The following is a 16,918-nucleotide window of genomic DNA, read 5'->3' on the forward strand; positions in this document are numbered from 1 at the left end:
AGCAACGTGATCGTGCGCGTCGCGGCACGCAACACCGTGCACAAGGGCGACGTGCTGCACGTGACCACCGACCCCCACGACGTCCACGTCTTCGACGCCGACACGGGGGACCGTCTCAGCGCCTGAAGCAACGCCCGCCCGCGTGTCGTGACGGTCCCTGTGACCGGTGCGACACGCGGGTGGTTTGGTTCGTTCCCAGTTATTAGGGCAAACTCTAGTGACTTAGTGGATTTTAACAGGATGGACCAGACGTGCGACGCAGAACGGGTGCCCTGCTCGGGGTGGTGCTGGCCACGGCCGTGACGGTGGCCGGCGGCCACTTCGCGACCGCCGCCGGGCGGTCGTCGGCGGTCCAGGTCGCGCATGCCGACCACCGGCCCAACATCGTGCTGGTGCTGATGGACGACTTCTCGCTCGAGCTGCTGGCGACGATGCCCCAGGCGCAAAGGCTGCGCGCGGTCGGTGCGACGTACCGCAACGCCCACGTCGTCGACTCGCTGTGCTGCCCTTCTCGCGCCGCGATCTTCACCGGCCGGCCGCCCCACCAGACCGGGGTGTTCACCAACACGGCGAACGACCCGGAGCACCCGATGGGTGGCTACCGGGCGTTCGTGCGCAACGACAACACCTCCAAGGCCTTCAACGTCGCCCTGCAGAAGGGCGGCTACACCACGGGGTTCATCGGCAAGTACATGAACGGCTACAGCATGTACACCAACCACGGTGAGAACTTCGCCCCGGCGAAGATCCCGGGGTGGGACGTCTTCAACGCCGTGCTCAGCGGCGGTTACCACGAGTGGGGATTCCGCACGACGTACCTCGACAAGGACGGCCGGGTGCGGATGCGGCACACCCGCAAGCCGCCGCGCAGCGCATCGACGGCGACGCTCGACCACGCCTACGCCACCAACGTCATGTCCCGCTACGCCGGCACCTTCCTCCGCGAGCACCGCGACCAGAAGAAGCCGTACTTCCTGGAGGTCGCCACCTACGGGCCGCACGCACAGATGCAGAAGGCCTACCCCGACAACCCGCCGTTCCCGTCGGCCTTCGCCGACCGCGCGCCCAAGGGGCACCCGGCGGGCGGCAACTGCGGCACCAGGCCGTGCGGCCGGCTGACCCTGCGCGACCTCAAGGGGTACGCCGACCCGCGGGACGACAACGCGCCGACCTTCCTGCGCCGCAACGGGACCACCGCGCCTGCTCCGGCGTGGAACATCAACCCGGTCACGCTGAAGGACCGGATGGCGCTCCAGCAGTACCGCGACCGTGCCCGGATGGTGCAGTCCATCGACCGGATGCTCGGTCGGCTGAGAGCGGAGGCCGGCCCGAACACCTACTTCTTCCTGACCTCCGACAACGGCTTCCACCTCGGCCAGCTGCAGCTCAACGGAGGCAAGGGCACGCCCTACGACTTCGACACGCACGTGCCGCTCGTCGTGGCCGGTCCCGGCGTGCAGCCGGGCGCACGATCTCAGCTCGTGAGCAGCATCGACCTCGCGCCGACCTTCGAGACCATCGCCGGGCTCCGGCCGAAGTCCTACCGTTCGGGCACCTCGTTCGCCTCGAGCCTGGCCAACCCGCAGGCGCCGGGTGGTCGGTTCGTGTTCATGGAGCACACCTACGCCAAGCTCCAACCGGGTGAGGTGGACAGTGACAGGTCCTCCGGCGGTGACATCCAGCAGGTGCCGTCGTACCTCGCGGTGCGGGGGAAGCGCGGGTTGCTGGCGCGCTTCGACCTCGACGACTCGGCCCGCGGCACCGACTACGCCTACGAGCTCTACCGCTACGACGTCCCGTGGGAGGACCGCAACGTGTTCGCGACCGACCACGAGAAGCCGTGGGCGCGCGAGCTGATGCGCCGTCTGCGGGCGTGGGACGGGTGCGAGCCGGAGGAGTGCCGAGCACTCAGCCGCTGATTCGCCTTCCCTCAGGCTGCCATCAGGTCGACTACCCATGCTGTGGGGATGGCGTGGAGGAAGACACTCGGCGTGAGCGCCACTCTGGCAACCCTGATCCTGGTCGCCACGGCGATCCACTTCGCGACAGCTCCCGCAGGGCGGGCGACCGCTGGTCACCAGGGGCCGCAGGAGACCGCCAGCGGACGTCCGTCCATCGTGATGGTGCTGATGGACGATGCGTCCTACGAGCTGCTCGCCACGATGCCGCAGAGCATGCGGATGGCGGCCGAGGGTGCGTCGTACCAGAACGCGCACGTCGTGGACTCGTTGTGCTGCTCCTCGCGCACCTCGATCTTCACCGGCCGGCCGCCCCACCAGACCGGCGTGCTCACCAACACCCCCAACGACCCACGCGACCCGATCGGGGGTTTCGCAGCGTTCAGGCGCCACGGCAACGCCCAGCGCGCCTTCAACCTCGCCCTCCAGCGCAGCGGCTACACGACCGGCTTCGTCGGCAAGTACCTCAACGGCTACGACGTCACCATGAAGCACGGCAAACGGGTGCCGCCGCCGATCGTCCCGGGCTGGGACCACTTCGACGCGATCCTGGGCGGTGGCTACCCGGAGTGGGGCTTCTGGCGGGCCCACCACAACGAGCACGGGCCAATGCGACTGACGTACGACGCCAAGCCGCCGCGGGACTCGACGACCGACCAGCTCGACGCGCACTACGCCACGAACGTCGAGTCGCGCGACGCCGTCGACTTCGTCCAGCGTCACCGTGACGACAACAAGCCGTACTTCCTCGAGGTGGCCACCTATGCACCGCACGCCCAGCTGAAGAAGGCCTATCCCGACAACCCGCCGTTCCCTCCCGCCTTCGCCGACCGCCCACCCACGGGCGACCCGACCGGTGGCAACTGCGGGATGAAGCTGTGCAGCCAGCTCGCGCTGCGTGACCTGGCCGGGTTCGGCGACCCGCGCGCCGACAACGCGCCGACCTACCTGCACCGCGACGGGTCGACGTCACCGGCACCGCCGTGGAACGTCAACCCGGTCACGCTGAAGGCCTCCCAGGCCCTGCGCGAGTACCGCAACCGCGCGCGGATGGTCCAGGCCGTCGACCGGATGATCGGCCGCCTGCGTGCCGCTGTCGGGCCCAACACCTACGTGATCCTCACCAGCGACAACGGCTACCACCTCGGCCAGCTGCGGCTGAACGGCGGCAAGGGCACGCCGTACGACTTCGACACGCGGGTCCCCCTGGTCGTGGACGGTCCCGGTGTCACTCCGGGTCCGCGTCGCCAGTTCGTGAGCAACATCGACCTGGCACCGACCTTCGAGCGGCTGGCCGGGATCACGCCGCCGTCCTCGGTCTCCGGCGTCTCGTTCCTGAACAGCCTGCGCCACCCGCACGCCCGTGGCGGCCGCTACGTCTTCTTCGACCACACCTACGCGCTCTCACAGCCCGGTGAGGTGGACAACGACACCGCGGTCGGGGGTGACCTCGAGCAGGTGCCGTCGTACATCGGTGTGCGTGGCCGACAGGGCCTGCTCGCGCGCTTCGACCTCGACAACTCGTGGTCCGGGCACCGCTACGCCTACGAGCTCTACCGCTACCACCGCGGGTTCTTCGAGAGGACCAACGTGTTCGCGGCCGACCACGACCAGCCGTGGGCGCGCACCCTGATGCGCAAGCTGCGCCAGTGGGACGACTGCACGCCGGCGCAGTGCCGGGCGGCGACTCGTTAGGCCGAGCGGTGGGAGGCGGCGTCCTGACCAGCCCGGTCCGCCGTACGACGGATCACGTCGGTCAACGTCTCGAACAGCTCCGCCGGCATGTCGTGGCCCATCCCGTCGATGACGAGCAGCTCGGCCCCGGGGATGGCCTGGGCGGTGGCACGACCGCCGGAGACGTGCACCATCTTGTCGGCCGAGCCGTGCACCACCGCGGCCGGGATCCGCAGCGCGGCCAGGCTGCGCGACCGGTTGGGCTGGTTGAGGACCGCGAGCATCTGCCGCATCACCCCGCTCGCGGACACGCCGCGATCGAAGGTCTCCTCGGCCCGGGACCGCACCTTGGCGTCGTCGTTGGGGAAGCCGGGGGAGCCGATCAGCTGCCACATCCTGGTCGACGAGGCGACGTAGGCCTCGCGGCCCGCAGCCCGGGGTCCGATCAGCGCGGGCAGGATCGCGGGGTGCTGCCAGCCGACCGTGCGCTTGCCCAGGGTCGACATGATCGAGGTCAGCGAGCGCACCCGGCGCGGCTGGTCGACGGCCATCGTCTGGGCGATCATCCCGCCCATCGACACCCCGGCGACGTGGGCGCTCTCCCAGCCGAGGTGGTCCATCAGGCCGAACGCGTCGGCAGCCAGATCGCTGAGGGTGTACGGCGGTCGACCGCCCCGGCCGAGGAACGAGCGGACGAGCTGGGTCCGTGAGACCCGACCCCGGGAGCGCGAGGACCGTCCGGTGTCGCGGTTGTCGTAACGGACGACGTGGAACCCCGCCTCGGCGAGCATCGTGCAGAGCTCGGGGTCCCACCAGGTCATCGGCCCGCCGAGGCCCATCACCAGCACCAGCGGGTCACCGCCCGGGCTGCCGAAGGTCTGGTAGCACAGCTGCACGCCGGGTGCGACCTCGGCAAACAGCTCCTTGGACACCGGGATCGACATCTAGACCGCCTTTTCACGATTTGTCGATGAACGGGGTGAAATCCCACGCGCAACTAGTTGACAACGCTACCTTCTTTGAGTGAACTCACCGCTCGGTTCGTTCCTCCTGCCCACGGGTTTCGACAGCCCGGCCGGGCTGCGCGCACTGGCCCGCGAGGCCAGCACCGTCGTGGAGGCGGGGCGGCTGATCCGGCGTACCAGGGCGGACCGACGGGCCCGGGCCCTGCTGCCGTACGCCGGTACCCACAAGATCACGGCCCACGACCCGGTCCTGCTCGTCCCGGGGTTCATGGCCGGTGACGCCACCCTCAAGGCGATGGCGCTGTTCCTGCGCCACCAGGGCTTCCGCACCTACCGCTCGCAGATCCACGTCAACGCGGGCTGCACCCGTGAGGCGGCCGACCGGCTCGAGCGGCGCATCGAGACGATCGCCATCCGGCGCAACTGCAAGGTCACCATCGTCGGGCACAGCCTCGGCGGCATGCTGGCCCGCGGGCTGGCCTCCCGCCGGCCCGATCTCATCGAGGGCATCGTGAGCATGGGCAGCCCGGTGCTCGCGCCGGGAGCCGTGCACAAGGTGCTGGCGTGGGACGCCGAGATGCTGGCGCGGCTCACCCGAGCCGGCTTCCGCGGGATGATGAGCTCCGACTGCTTCGGCGGCGAGTGTGCCCGACTCAGCTTCGAGGAGAGCAAGCTGCCGATCGACCCCGACCTCGCGTTCACCGCGATCTACAGCAAGCGCGACGGCATCGTCGACTGGCGGGCCTGCCTCGACCCGGCGGCCGAGCACGTCGAGGTGCGCACGAGTCACGTCGGCATGGCCGTCGACCCGGTGGTGATGGACCACGTGCTCACTGCCTTGCGCGCGCAGCAGTTCAGGCGGGCCAGCCGGCAGGAAGATCCTGCCGACGAGGTGGGTTCGCTCCGCGTCGCTCGCACGTGACGGCAGCGACTTCGATCGACCCGCGCACCAATCGGGCAAGGCTTGGTTCGTCGAGCGGGAGCCCCGGCCCGGGACGCTCGAAGGCGTCGAGGTCGGAGAGCTGGGCCAGCGTCGCGGCCATGAAGGCGTCGCCGGCGCCGACCGTGTCGACCACCTCGACCGGACGTGGCGTGGCGCTGATCTCGGACCCGTTAGCGTAGGCGGTCGCGCCCTTCGACCCGCGGGTGAGCAGCACCATGCGGGTGCGGTCGCCTCGCAGCAGTGTGCGCGCCACGTCGTCGGGATCGGAGTCGGGATCGAGCAGCTCGGCGTCCTCGTCGCTGAGCTTGACCAGCGTGCAACGGGCTCCGAGCGCCCGGACGTCGCGCCACGCGCGCTCGCGGTCGTCCATGAAGGAGTCGCGCAGGTTGGCGTCGTAGCTGACGAACAGCTCCCGGGCGCAGGCCTGCTCGACCAGGTCGAGGACGCTGTCGCGTCCCGGCTCGAGCAGGGTGCCGAGCGAGCCGACGTGCAGCGCACGGCACGGCGGCAGCTCCTGGCGGGGCAGGGACCACTCCAGGTCGAAGTCGTAGTGGGCGGCACCGGTGCTGTCGAGGCGCGCGGTCGCGACCGACGTACGTCCTGAGGCGGTGGGTACGGCGACGATCTCGCCGCCGCTGCCGGTCACGTGCTGCACCACCAGCCCGCCGCGCTCGTCGTGCCCGACCTGGCTGATCAGGGTGGCGGGGATGTCGAGGCGGCCGAGCCCGACCGCCACGTTGAGGGGTGAGCCACCCGGAGTCTCCGAGCTGTCACCGTCGGAGTCGACGACCACGTCGATGAGGGCCTCGCCGGCGACGACGATCACGCGAGTGCCTGCTCAGCGCTCGAAGTCGACGTCGGCGTACGCCCGCAGCTTCGAGAGCTTGTGCTCGGAGTGGATCGAGCGGATGGTGCCGCTGCGTGAGCGCATCACCAGCGAGTGCGTGGAGGCACCGCCGGCCTTGTAGCGCACGCCCTGCATCAGCTCGCCGTCGGTGATGCCGGTGGCCACGAAGAAGCAGTCGTCGGCCGCGACCAGGTCGTTGGTGTAGAGGACGCGATCGAGGTCGTGCCCGGCGTCGATCGCACGCTCGCGCTCGGCGTCGTCGGTCGGCCACAGCCGTCCCTGGATGACGCCGTCCAGGCACTTCATCGCGCACGCCGCGATGATGCCCTCGGGGGTGCCGCCGATCCCGAGCAGCAGGTCGATGCCGGTGCCCTCGCGGGCCGCCATGATCGCCCCGGCGACGTCGCCGTCGGTGATGAACTTGATGCGCGCTCCGGTGCCCCGGATCTGCTCGACGAGCTCCTCGTGGCGGGGCCGGTCGAGCACGACGACGGTGACGTCCTCGGGCTTGGAGCCCTTGGCCTTCGCTACCTGGTGGATGTTCTCGGCCACCGGGTAGCGGATGTCGACGACGTCGGCGGCCGCGGGCCCGGTGACGAGCTTCTCCATGTAGAAGACGGCCGACGGGTCGTACATCGTGTGCCGGGGCGCGACGGCCAGCACCGCGATCGCGTTGGTCATCCCCTTGGCGGCCAGCGTGGTCCCGTCGATGGGGTCGACCGCGACGTCGCACTCGGGACCGTCGCCGTCGCCGACCTCCTCGCCGTTGAACAGCATCGGGGCGTTGTCCTTCTCACCCTCGCCGATCACCACGACGCCGCGCATGCCGACGGTCGAGATCAGCACCCGCATCGCGTTGACCGCAACGCCGTCGGCACCGTTCTTGTCGCCCCGGCCGACCCAGCGACCGGCGGCCATCGCGGCCGCCTCGGTCACCCGGACCAGCTCGAGAGCCAGGTTGCGGTCGGGGGAGGAGGGAGCGACGGACAGGGAGTCAGGGATGTGGCTCTCGGACATGGCAGTGATCGTAGCCTCCACAGCGGTTGGCAGGATGGGTCGCATGAGCCAGACGAGCAGCGCCGGGGGCGGCCGCTACACCCGCTCCACCGGTGGTCTCGTGGGCGCGATGATCGTCACCGTGGTGGCAGTCGTCGCCTTCTGGGGACTCAACGCGCTCAAGACCGACCACGACACGACTCCGGTGCGTGCCGTCGACTACACCGCGATGATGCGGGCCGGCCGCGCCGACCACAAGCTGCTCGTGATGGCACCGCCCAGCCTGCCCGACGGATGGAAGGCCACCAGCGCGACCTACGAGACCGGCACGACGCCGAGCTGGCACCTCGGGATGCTCACCGACACGGGCAAGTACGTCGGGGTCGAGGAGGCGTTGGGCGGGGTGAAGGACCTCGTCGAGGAGCACGTGGACGAGGACGCCGTGCAGGGCAAGGACGTGAGGATCGACGGTCAGACCTACCAGACCTGGACCGACGCCGGCGGCGACTACGCGGTGTCCCGGACCGTGCCTGTCCCGGGCGGTGTCGAGTCCTACCTGGTGGTCGGGCCGGCGTCGCCCGCGACCATCCGCGACTTCGCCGGCCGCCTGGAGGGTGGGTCGGTCCGGCCTCCCGGGTGACCTCTGGGCGCGCGGCGCGTTGTACCTCCTGACCGTCCGACTCGGGAGGCACCGTGAGCAAGCCAGTCCTGACCACCTTCCTCGTGGTCGCCGCCGTGGTCCTCCCGTTGACCGTGCTGGCGCCGTGGGCGCGCGCGGCGACGCCACCGGCCTACCAGGAGTACGTCGCGCTCGGCGACTCGTGGTCGGCCGACGTGGTGGTGGCCGACACCGACGGCATCCCCGACTCGACGTACGCCCCGACGGGCTGTGCCCAGTCGCACCGCAACTACCCCAAGCTCCTCGCAGCCGCCCTGCAGGTCCCGACCTTCCGCGACGCCACGTGCGGCTCGGCCACCACCGACGACTTCTACGCCCCGCAGACCGGACTGCCGACCGGTGAGACCAACCCGGCGCAGTTCGACCGGCTGACGCCGACCACCGACCTGGTCACCGTCGGCATCGGCGGCAACGACGCCGGGTTCGCTGGTGCGGCCACCGACTGCATCAACCCGGACCCACGGGGAGCGCACTGCAAGGAGAAGTACACGGCTGGGGGCGTCGACCAGCTCGAGCAGCGCATCAACGCCTCCGAGCCCAAGCTGGTCGCCGCGCTCCAGGAGATCCACCGCCGCTCGCCGAACGCCCGGGTGCTGATGCTCGACTACCTGGCCGGCATCCCGGAGAAGGGCTGCTACCCGTTCGTCCCGATCAGTGACTCCGACATGGCCTACCTGCACGCCACGTTCGAGAAGCTGAACGCGATGGTGCACCGGGCCGCCGACGAGGGCGGCGCCGAGTTCGTGGACACCTACGTGCCCTCGCTGGGGCACCACGTGTGCGCGCTGCCGAACGTGCGCTACGTCGAGGGGCTGGGCGGCGTCTCGGTCAACGGACCGGCGGTCGCCGTCCCGGCGCACCCGAACTCGGCAGGCGCGGCCTCCCAGTTCCGCTCGGCGCTCGCGGCGGTCGAGGGCTCCTAGGGCACTAGTCCTCGGACGGGTCCTCGTCGAGGGCCTTGTCGAGGCGGGCGCGGGCGCCCTCGAGCGCGCGCTGGCAGACCTTGGCCAGCTCCTCGCCCTGCTCCCACAACGCAAGTGACTCGGCCAGGCTGGTGCCGCCTTGCTCGAGGGTGCGGACCACCTCGATCAGTCGATCGCGGGCCTCTTCGTAGGAGAGGTCGTCCTTCTGCTCAGCCATCGCCATCCTCGGTGTCCGTCTCGTCGTCGTGGTCGGTCATCAGCTCGATGCGGTCGACCGTGGTGGTGGTCGCTCCGATGCGTCCGTCGGCCACCCGGATGTGGATGTCCTGGCCGGGCTCGAGGGTGGCGACGCTGGACAGTGCCTGCCCCTCGGCGTCGGAGAGCACGGCGTACCCCCGGCGCAGGGTCGCCAGCGGGGACAGCGCGCGGATGCGGGCCACCTGGTGGACGAGGTCGTCCTCGCCCCGGTCGAGGCGGTGGCGGAAGGTACGCCGAGCCCGCTCGACCAGGCCGTCGACCTCCACCCGCCGCTCGTCGAGGCCGGTGCGCGGGTCGGCCAGGCTGGGCCGGGACAGCAGGGACTCGAGCTGGTGGACCTCGCGGTCGATCATCGAGCGGATCGCCATCCGGCCGCGTTCGCGGGCCTGCAGCACCCGCTGGGCCTCCTCGGCGACGTCCGGCACCACCCGCTTGGCCGCGTCGGTGGGCGTCGAGGCGCGTACGTCGGCGACCAGGTCGAGGATGGGGGAGTCGGGCTCGTGCCCGATCGCGGAGACCAGTGGCGTCCGGATCTCGTGGACGGCGCGGATCAACGCCTCGTCGGAGAACGGCAGCAGGTCCTCGACCGAGCCACCTCCCCGAGCGACGACGATCACGTCGACGGCCTCGTCGCGGTCGAGGGACTGGATCGCCTCGATCACCTCGCGGGCGGCGTGCATCCCCTGCATTGCGGCGTAGCGCACGGTGAAGTTCACCCCCGGCCAACGTCGCCGGCCGTTGTCGAGGACGTCGCGCTCGGCAGCGGAGCTCTGGGCCGTGACCAGTCCGACGTTGCGCGGCAGGAAGGGGATCGGGCGCTTGAGCTCCTCGGCGAACAAGCCCTCGGCGGCCAGCAGCTGCCGTCGCCGCTCGAGGCGGGCCAGCAGCTCACCCTCGCCGACCAGACGGATCTCGCGCACGTTGAGCGAGAGCGTGCCGCGGTTGGCGTAGAACGACGGCTTGGCGTGGCAGACGATGTGGGCGCCCTCGACCAGCGGTGTGGGCAGCGAGTCGATCACCCCGCGGTTGCAGGTGACCGGCACCGAGATGTCGGCGAGCTTGTCGCGAAGGGTGAGGAAGACGGTGTTCATCCCGCCGCGACGGCTGATCTGGGTGACCTGTCCCTCGACCCAGACCGCGCCGAGCCGCTCCACCCACTGACCGATCGCCTGGGTGATCTGGCGCACCGGCGCCGGATGCTCGGGCGAGGTCTCCAAGGGCATGGCTCGCACCCTAGTGCTGGCCACCTACAGTTGTGGGCATGACTGACCTGGGTACGCCGAGCGTCCTCTCGCCCGACGAGGCCGAGCGCGCCGTGCGCCTGGCCGCACCCCGTGGCTACTGCGCGGGCGTCGACCGCGCGGTGATCACCGTCGAGAAGGCGCTGGATCTCTACGGCTCGCCGGTCTACGTGCGCAAGCAGATCGTGCACAACAAGCACGTCGTGGCCAACCTGGAGTCGCGCGGTGCGATCTTCGTCGAGGAGCTCGACGAGGTGCCGGAAGGCCGCACGGTGGTGTTCTCCGCCCACGGGGTCTCCCCGCTCGTGCACGAGCAGGCAGCCGCGCGCAACCTGAAGACGATCGATGCGACCTGCCCGCTGGTGACCAAGGTCCACCACGAGGCGAAGCGGTTCGCCAACGACGACTACGACATCCTGCTCATCGGCCACGAGGGGCACGAGGAGGTCGAGGGCACCTCCGGTGAGGCTCCCGAGCACATCCAGCTGGTGCAAGGGCCCGAGGACGTGGCCGGGATCGTCGTACGTGATCCGGAGAAGGTCGCCTGGCTCTCGCAGACCACGCTCTCCGTCGACGAGACGATGGCGACCGTCGAGGCCATTCGCGAGCGCTTCCCGCAGCTGCTGGACCCGCCGAGCGACGACATCTGCTACGCCACCCAGAACCGCCAGCTGGCGATCAAGGAGATCAGCGACGGTGCCGACCTGGTGATCGTGGTCGGCTCGGCCAACTCCTCGAACTCGGTCCGGTTGGCCGAGGTCGCGCTGGAGGCCGGTGCCAGGGCGGCCCACCGTGTCGACGACGCCTCCGAGATCGACGAGGCCTGGCTCGAGGGCGTGCAGTCGGTCAGCGTGACCTCCGGCGCCTCGGTGCCCGACGACCTGGTGGACGGCGTACTCGCCTTCCTCACCGAGCGCGGCTACCCCGACGCCCAGGCCGTGCACACGGCCGAGGAGTCCCTGATCTTCGCGCTTCCCCCCGAGCTGCGCCGCGACCTGCGTACGGCAGCGGCTGCGTCTTCAGACGGGTGAGGCGCTGAGGTGGCCCGCTACTTCGACGTACACCCGGTCGACCCGCAGCCGCGGGCGATCGCGCAGGCCGTGGCCCTGCTGCGTGACGACGCGCTGATCGCCTACCCGACCGACTCCGGCTACGCGCTCGGCATCCAGCTCGGCAACCGCGATGGCCTCGACCGGATCAAACAGCTGCGCCAGCTCGACGACAAGCACCACTTCACACTGGTCTGCCGCGACTTCGCGCAGCTCGGCCAGCTGGTGCACCTGAGCAACGCCGCGTTCCGGACCATCAAGTCGGCCACGCCCGGTCCCTACACGTTCATCCTGCCCGCGACGGGTGAGGTGCCGAAGCGATTGATGCACCCGAAGAAGCGCACCGTCGGCGTCCGCATCCCCGACAACGCCGTGGTGCAGGCCCTACTCGCCGAGCTGGGGGAGCCGCTGCTGTCCAGCACGCTGCTGATGCCGGGCGCGACCGAGCCGATGACCGACGGCTGGCAGGTCAAGGAGGAGCTGGATCACTGGCTGGACGCGGTGATCGACTCCGGCGAGTGCGGCTCCGAGCCGACGACGGTGGTCGACTTCTCCGACGGGCTGCCCGTCGTCGCTCGCGTGGGCGCCGGCGACACCTCGCGCTTCGAGTAGGTCGAGCGACGCCGCTTGGCAATCACGCGCTGCCGGATGGCGAGCACGCCGAGCGCCAGGAGGTACGCCGCCAGCAGGCCGGTCGCCCGGTGGGCCAGCCCCGAGACCACCGCCTGCACGAAGCCGTCGCCGGTCTGGCCGACCCACCCGCTGTGCACGATCGCGACCAGCGAGATCAGCCCGAGCAGCAGCAACGGTGGCAGCACACCGACGTGGAAGAAGTCGCGCGGGTGCACCGCAAGGGCTGCCCCGATGCAGACCAGCACGAAGCCGATGTCGAAGACGAAGGTGAGTCGCCGCTGGACCAGGAGGTCGAGGGCGAGCACCACCAGGGCGGCCACGACTGCCAGCCGCGTGACGCGGCTGCCGGTCATCCGGCCCTCTTCCCACAGGGTGGGTGCGCTCACAGGCACAAGGTAGGCCGCCTCAGGCGCTGGATCGGCGCGACTCGCCGGAGCCCCCCTCGGAGAGTTCGTGCAGGTCAGGGCGTTGTTCGGCCACTGCGTCGAGCAGCTCGGCGGCGGTGAGCGGGCGGGGCACCTGGTCGACCGGCTGCACCGGCGCGAGCGGCTCCCGAGCGACCCCGATGTCCTCGAACTGCCGCGCCGTCACCAGCACGCGGCTCTCGATGGAGCCGACGGCACTGTTGAAGGCCTCGATCGACGCCTTGAGCGAGCGCCCGACCTTGTCGAGGTGACCACCCATCACGCCGATGCGGGTGTGCAGCTCGCGGCCGAGCTCGTGGATCTCGCGGGTCCGCTCGGCCAGCGCCTCGGTGGTCCAGCCGTGGGCGATCGTGCGCAGCAGGGCGATCAGGGTGGTGGGGGTGGCGATCACGACGTCCTTGGTGGCGGCGTACGCCAGCAGGGAGGGGTCGGTCTCCAACGCGGCGGCGAGGAACGACTCGGCCGGCACGAACATGACCACGAACTCGGGCGCCGTGGGGAGCGACCGCCAGTAGGCCTTGCCCGAGAGCGCGTCCACATGGGTGCGGACCTGGCGCACGTGGCGCCGCCAGTGGGCAGCCGCCTCCTCCGGGTCGTCGGTGGTCATCGCGTCGAGCTGGGCGTCGAGCGGCACCTTGGCGTCGACCACGACCGACCGCCCTCCGGCCAGCCGCACCACGAGGTCGGGACGGTGGTGGCCGTCGGCGTGGGTGAGGTGCACCTGCTCCTCGAAGTCGCAGTGCTCGACCATGCCGGCCAGCTCCACCGCTCGACGCAGGTGCAGCTCGCCCCACTGGCCGCGCACGTGCGGCTTGCGCAGCGCAGTCGACAGCGCGCCGGTCTCGCGCCGCAGCAGGTCGGTGCTGTGCCGCATGTCCTCGACCTGCTGGCGCAGCTGCCCCTGCCAGGAGGCGCGCTGCTGCTCGACGTCCATCAGCCGCTCGTGCAGCCGCTCCAGCCCGTCGCGCAGCACGGCCTGGTCCTCGCCGCGGGCCGAGAGTGCCCGCAGTACGTCGGGGTCACCGGTTTGGCGCGACCACGCCAACACCGCGACCGCGCCGAGCAGCACCCCGATCACGAGGGTCAGGAGGGGAAGGATGATGTCCATGCCGCGAGGGTGGCAGCCGGGACCGACACAATCGTGGATCGTGCGCCCGGTGCCGGGGCGGTGTCGTCATACGGAGAAGCCCGCATCGGCCAGGACGTTGCGACCCACCGCCACGCGGCTGGCACGTCTCTCCGGCATGGTCGCCCAGTAGTACCAGATCATCAGGCTGATGCAGAGTGCCCATGCCCTGCCGCGGAGCCAGGTGGCGTCGTCGACGCCGAGGTGGCTCCGAAACAGGTCCCGGGCAGGAGCATCCAGAACCTCCCACGCCACCACGAGGTCAACGGTCGGGTCGCCGACCGAAGCGCCTCCGAAGTCCAGGACCGCGGCCAGAGCTCCATCCCGCATCAACAGGTTCTCGGCTGCCAGATCACCGTGGTACCACCGTGGCGTCGTACGCACCGCCGCTCCGGGCAGCTCCATGGCTGCGTCCCAGACCTGCTCGGCAGCGGCCAGGTCGAAACCGAAGTCATCCAAGGACCGGCAACGCTCGATGTTCTCCCGCGTCGCCCGATCCATGGTCGCGAGCGGATCGCCTCGGTATGACCAGAGGCGCGGGTCCGTGTCACCCCCAGCGGGCACCTCTGTCCGCTGCAGCGCGTCCAGGACCGAGGCCAGATCCTGCGCCAGGTCTTCGCGTCGGGAGTCGACGGGCGTGCTCGGATCGACCACCCCGGGGTGTACGCCGTCGATCCACCGGACCACCGACCAGCGTTCCGGGTAGTCGGCGGCCGGTTCGAACACGCCCACCACCTCAGGCACGGAGACCGGCAGCGCTGGCCCCAGGATCGGCAGCAGCTTGGCTTCCTTCGAGATGCTCTCCGAACCTCCGGGTTGGCGCGGCAGCCGCACCAGGAGATCCTCGCCGAGACGGAACATCGCGTTGGTGGACCCGGTCGCCGGGAGCCGGCGTAGCGGGGCGTCGGCGTAGGCAGGCATCGCCCGATCCACCAGTCCGCGCACCAGCTCGGTGTCGATCGGGATCTCGTCAGCATGCAGAGCTCGAGCCACCCCGGGAACCAATCCCACCGCTCGACCTCGACGCAACCGACTTTCAGCGACTCCACGTTCCCGCGTCCTGACCGTGGCACGGCCAGGTCCGGTCGATGATGGTGTCGAGGTAACGCAGCGGACGGAGATCAACCATGAGCGACCCAGCACTCGCAGGAGAACCCTCGAAGCCAACGGGCAAGGCCCACCGGGCGCATCCCGTCGTGCTGGCGATGCGGGCGCGGGAGGCAGAGGATCTGCAGCTGCGGATCGCCGATGCCATCACCAAGCTCGCCGGGTCGATGACCTTCGTCTACCTGCACGCGGTGATCTTTGCCCTGTGGATGCTGTTCGCGGAGACGAACCCGTGGCCGACCCTGACGCTGGTGGTGTCGCTCGAAGCCATCTTCTTGTCGACCTTCGTGATGATCGGTCAGAACCGGCAGTCGGCGTTCCAGCAGGCCAAGGCCGACCACGACTTCGTGGCGCAGGAGCTCGAGCTCAAGACCAACACCGATCTCACGCGCGAGATCCACGTCCTCACCACCGAGCTGCACCGGCGCGTGATCGACGACGTCCCGGGGCCGGCGACGACCTGAGTCTGCTCCTCGACCACCGAGTCTCACCCAGGGCTACGCACGATGTGCTGGGTACCGGTGCTGTCTACTGGGCCGTCGCGCCTCGGCGCTTGAACCACAGCCATCCCGCGGTGACGATCACCGCACCGAGGATCGACCCGATCAGACCGCTCGGCTTCAGGTCCACACCGTCGCCCGCCAGCAGGCTGATCAGCAGCCCTCCGACGAACGAGCCGATCAGCCCGGCGCCAAACGCGAGTGGCCAGTCGATACCCCGGGCCGGTTTGCCCAGCAGGAGCTGGGCCGCGGCGCCAGCGATCATGCCGAACAGGATGATGGCGAGGATCAACATGCCCGGAGCGTAACCGAGGATTCGCGGATTCCATGGACGACGGAGGTGACCGCCGGGGCCGGCGACGACCTAGGGCCAGCGGAGGACGTGGTCGGTATCAGTGCTGGCGACGTGGCGGAAGCCCTCGCGCTCGTAGAAGGCCTTCGCCCGGGGGTTGTCCAGCTCGACGGTGAGCTCGATGGGGACCCGGGTGGAGGAGGACTCCTGCTTGATGCCGGCGAGGACGAGGCGGCCGATGCCGATACCCTGGTACGCCGGGAGCAGCTGGATGCCGGCGAGCTCGATCGACTCCGGAGTGCGTACGACGCGCAGGCGGCCGGCGCCGGCGCCGTCGACCACGATCACCGAGGTGTCGTCGAGCTGGGTCGCGCTCCACTGCTCGTACAGGCGGCGGAAAGCGTGCTCGTCGAAGTCCGGGGCGAGCCGGCCCTGGTCCCGGGTCGTCTCGATCACCACGTCGGTGAGGAAGGCCGCGTCGGCCTCCCGGGCGGGTCGCAGCTCGAGGCTCACGAGAGGTCGACCACGACGGGGGCGTGGTCGCTGGCACCCTTGCCGGCGCGCTCGTCGCGGTCGATGAAGGCGCCGGTCACGCGAGCGGCCAACGAGGCGTTGCCCAGGACGAAGTCGATGCGCATGCCGCGGTTCCGCTCGAACCGCTGGCGGTAGTAGTCCCAGTAGGTGAAGCCCTCCGGGCCCGGCACGTGCGGGCGCACCACGTCGACGAAACCGTCCTCCAGGAACGCCGCGAAGGCCGCCCGCTCCGGCGGGGTCACGTGCGTGCTCTTGGCGAAGACGGCGATGTCGAAGACGTCGTCGTCCTGCGGCGCGATGTTCCAGTCGCCGACGAGGGCCACGTCGCCCGTCATCGACCGGGCCGCCTCCCGTAGCCGGGCCAGCCACTCGAGCTTGTAGACGTAGTGCGGATCGTCGACCTTGCGCCCGTTCGGGACGTACAGCGACCACAGCCGTACGCCGCCGCAGGTCGCCCCGATGGCCCGGGCCTCCGCTGCCGCCGGGTCGCCCCACGTCGGCATGCCCGGGAAACCGACCTGCACGTCCTCGATCCCGACGCGGCTGATGATCGCGACACCGTTCCACTGGTCGTACCCTGCCGAGGCGACGTCGTAGCCGAGCACCGTCAGCCCCATCAGCGGCAGCTGGTCCTCGCGAGCCTTGGTCTCCTGCACGGCGAGGACGTCGATGTCGTGGCGTTGCAGGAGCGCCTCGACGCGGTCGATCCGGCTGCGCAGGGAGTTGACGTTCCAGGTGGCAATTCGCACTCCGCGACACTATGCGGGA

The 16,918-nt window shown here is 70.2% G+C and carries 18 protein-coding genes and 1 pseudogene; 8 read left to right on the forward strand and 11 right to left on the reverse strand.

Going from position 1 to position 16,918, the window contains the following annotated elements:
• Positions 1-251: 251 nt before the first annotated feature.
• Together H976_RS0100010 and H976_RS23670 are read left to right on the forward strand one after the other, a co-directional pair.
• Positions 252-1,919, forward strand: coding sequence for a sulfatase (locus H976_RS0100010; RefSeq protein WP_027859852.1), 1,668 nt, complete (start codon positions 252-254; stop codon positions 1,917-1,919).
• A gap of 72 nt (positions 1,920-1,991) precedes the next feature.
• Positions 1,992-3,653, forward strand: a complete 1,662-nt coding sequence (locus H976_RS23670; protein ID WP_051275806.1) for a sulfatase — start codon at positions 1,992-1,994, stop codon at positions 3,651-3,653.
• Here the strand turns inward: H976_RS23670 and H976_RS0100020 are convergent.
• Positions 3,650-4,576 carry an alpha/beta fold hydrolase gene (locus H976_RS0100020; protein ID WP_036223826.1) on the reverse strand — a complete coding sequence of 309 codons (927 nt, stop codon included), beginning with the start codon at positions 4,574-4,576 and terminating at the stop codon, positions 3,650-3,652. The two genes, H976_RS23670 and H976_RS0100020, sit on opposite strands and share 4 nt — an antisense overlap.
• 79 nt (positions 4,577-4,655) lie before the next feature.
• Here H976_RS0100020 and H976_RS23675 point away from each other — a divergent pair, with 79 nt between their 5' ends.
• Complete coding sequence (locus tag H976_RS23675) at positions 4,656-5,519, forward strand: alpha/beta fold hydrolase (RefSeq protein ID WP_051275808.1); 864 nt, start codon at positions 4,656-4,658, stop codon at positions 5,517-5,519.
• Here H976_RS23675 and H976_RS0100030 read toward each other — a convergent pair.
• Positions 5,452-6,366, reverse strand: a complete 915-nt coding sequence (locus tag H976_RS0100030) for a carbohydrate kinase (protein ID WP_027859854.1) — start codon at positions 6,364-6,366, stop codon at positions 5,452-5,454. The two genes, H976_RS23675 and H976_RS0100030, sit on opposite strands and share 68 nt — an antisense overlap.
• A 12-nt stretch (positions 6,367-6,378) precedes the next feature.
• Positions 6,379-7,404 carry a class II fructose-bisphosphatase gene (gene glpX / locus H976_RS0100035; RefSeq protein ID WP_027859855.1) on the reverse strand — a complete coding sequence of 342 codons (1,026 nt, stop codon included), beginning with the start codon at positions 7,402-7,404 and terminating at the stop codon, positions 6,379-6,381.
• A 43-nt stretch (positions 7,405-7,447) separates the two neighbouring features.
• Here glpX and H976_RS28350 point away from each other — a divergent pair, with 43 nt between their 5' ends.
• The gene (locus H976_RS28350) at positions 7,448-8,023 is read left to right on the forward strand and encodes a DUF4245 domain-containing protein (RefSeq protein ID WP_051275810.1); all 576 of its coding nucleotides are present in this window, start codon (positions 7,448-7,450) and stop codon (positions 8,021-8,023) included.
• Between the two features lie 53 nt (positions 8,024-8,076).
• Positions 8,077-8,985 carry an SGNH/GDSL hydrolase family protein gene (locus H976_RS0100045; protein WP_051275812.1) on the forward strand — a complete coding sequence of 303 codons (909 nt, stop codon included), beginning with the start codon at positions 8,077-8,079 and terminating at the stop codon, positions 8,983-8,985.
• A 4-nt stretch (positions 8,986-8,989) separates the two neighbouring features.
• On the opposite strand, the gene H976_RS0100050 is transcribed toward H976_RS0100045, so the two are convergent.
• On the reverse strand, positions 8,990-9,202 hold the full coding sequence (locus tag H976_RS0100050) for an exodeoxyribonuclease VII small subunit (RefSeq protein WP_027859857.1): 213 nt from the start codon (positions 9,200-9,202) through the stop codon (positions 8,990-8,992).
• Positions 9,195-10,466, reverse strand: a complete 1,272-nt coding sequence (xseA, locus tag H976_RS0100055; RefSeq protein WP_027859858.1) for an exodeoxyribonuclease VII large subunit — start codon at positions 10,464-10,466, stop codon at positions 9,195-9,197. Before xseA ends, H976_RS0100050 begins: the two co-directional genes overlap by 8 nt.
• Before the next feature lie 38 nt (positions 10,467-10,504).
• Between xseA and H976_RS23685 the strand changes: the two genes are divergently transcribed.
• Positions 10,505-11,515, forward strand: a complete 1,011-nt coding sequence (locus tag H976_RS23685; RefSeq protein WP_036223829.1) for a 4-hydroxy-3-methylbut-2-enyl diphosphate reductase — start codon at positions 10,505-10,507, stop codon at positions 11,513-11,515.
• 9 nt (positions 11,516-11,524) lie between these two features.
• Positions 11,525-12,145, forward strand: coding sequence for an L-threonylcarbamoyladenylate synthase (locus H976_RS0100065; protein WP_027859859.1), 621 nt, complete (start codon positions 11,525-11,527; stop codon positions 12,143-12,145).
• Positions 12,146-12,189: 44 nt separating this feature from the next.
• Here the strand turns inward: H976_RS0100065 and H976_RS31050 are convergent.
• The 3 genes and pseudogenes from H976_RS31050 to H976_RS0100080 all read right to left on the reverse strand — a co-directional run.
• A pseudogene (locus H976_RS31050) lies at positions 12,190-12,519 on the reverse strand (DUF6542 domain-containing protein); the annotation flags it as partial.
• A 52-nt stretch (positions 12,520-12,571) separates the two neighbouring features.
• The gene (locus H976_RS23690) at positions 12,572-13,699 is read right to left on the reverse strand and encodes a DNA recombination protein RmuC (RefSeq protein ID WP_051275814.1); all 1,128 of its coding nucleotides are present in this window, start codon (positions 13,697-13,699) and stop codon (positions 12,572-12,574) included.
• 66 nt (positions 13,700-13,765) lie between these two features.
• Positions 13,766-14,710: an aminoglycoside phosphotransferase family protein gene (locus H976_RS0100080; protein WP_051275816.1), complete on the reverse strand. Its 945-nt coding sequence runs from the start codon at positions 14,708-14,710 to the stop codon at positions 13,766-13,768.
• Between the two features lie 134 nt (positions 14,711-14,844).
• On the opposite strand from H976_RS0100080, the gene H976_RS0100085 reads away from it, so the two are divergent.
• Positions 14,845-15,288, forward strand: coding sequence for a DUF1003 domain-containing protein (locus tag H976_RS0100085; protein ID WP_027859862.1), 444 nt, complete (start codon positions 14,845-14,847; stop codon positions 15,286-15,288).
• 64 nt (positions 15,289-15,352) lie between these two features.
• Here H976_RS0100085 and H976_RS0100090 read toward each other — a convergent pair whose 3' ends face one another.
• The 3 genes from H976_RS0100090 to H976_RS0100100 all read right to left on the reverse strand — a co-directional run bounded on the left by H976_RS0100090 (position 15,353) and on the right by H976_RS0100100 (position 16,899).
• Positions 15,353-15,619: a GlsB/YeaQ/YmgE family stress response membrane protein gene (locus H976_RS0100090; protein WP_027859863.1), complete on the reverse strand. Its 267-nt coding sequence runs from the start codon at positions 15,617-15,619 to the stop codon at positions 15,353-15,355.
• 69 nt (positions 15,620-15,688) lie between these two features.
• Entirely contained in the window at positions 15,689-16,129 is a 441-nt protein-coding gene (locus H976_RS23695; protein ID WP_051275818.1) for an N-acetyltransferase, read from the reverse strand.
• Positions 16,126-16,899 carry an exodeoxyribonuclease III gene (locus tag H976_RS0100100; RefSeq protein WP_027859864.1) on the reverse strand — a complete coding sequence of 258 codons (774 nt, stop codon included), beginning with the start codon at positions 16,897-16,899 and terminating at the stop codon, positions 16,126-16,128. The genes H976_RS23695 and H976_RS0100100 overlap by 4 nt, the downstream gene beginning before the upstream one ends.
• Positions 16,900-16,918: the final 19 nt, after the last annotated feature.

This window comes from Marmoricola sp. URHB0036, assembly GCF_000426045.1.
Classification (GTDB): Bacteria; Actinomycetota; Actinomycetes; order Propionibacteriales; family Nocardioidaceae; genus Marmoricola.

Coding starts and splice junctions, on each gene's coding strand:
- H976_RS0100020 (WP_036223826.1), bottom strand. CDS start 4,576: ATGTCGATCCCGGTGTCCAAGGAGCTGTTTGCCGAGGTCGCACCCGGC.
- glpX (WP_027859855.1), bottom strand. CDS start 7,404: ATGTCCGAGAGCCACATCCCTGACTCCCTGTCCGTCGCTCCCTCCTCC.
- H976_RS28350 (WP_051275810.1), top strand. CDS start 7,448: ATGAGCCAGACGAGCAGCGCCGGGGGCGGCCGCTACACCCGCTCCACC.
- H976_RS0100050 (WP_027859857.1), bottom strand. CDS start 9,202: ATGGCTGAGCAGAAGGACGACCTCTCCTACGAAGAGGCCCGCGATCGA.
- xseA (WP_027859858.1), bottom strand. CDS start 10,466: ATGCCCTTGGAGACCTCGCCCGAGCATCCGGCGCCGGTGCGCCAGATC.
- H976_RS23685 (WP_036223829.1), top strand. CDS start 10,505: ATGACTGACCTGGGTACGCCGAGCGTCCTCTCGCCCGACGAGGCCGAG.
- H976_RS23690 (WP_051275814.1), bottom strand. CDS start 13,699: ATGGACATCATCCTTCCCCTCCTGACCCTCGTGATCGGGGTGCTGCTC.
- H976_RS0100085 (WP_027859862.1), top strand. CDS start 14,845: ATGAGCGACCCAGCACTCGCAGGAGAACCCTCGAAGCCAACGGGCAAG.
- H976_RS0100090 (WP_027859863.1), bottom strand. CDS start 15,619: ATGTTGATCCTCGCCATCATCCTGTTCGGCATGATCGCTGGCGCCGCG.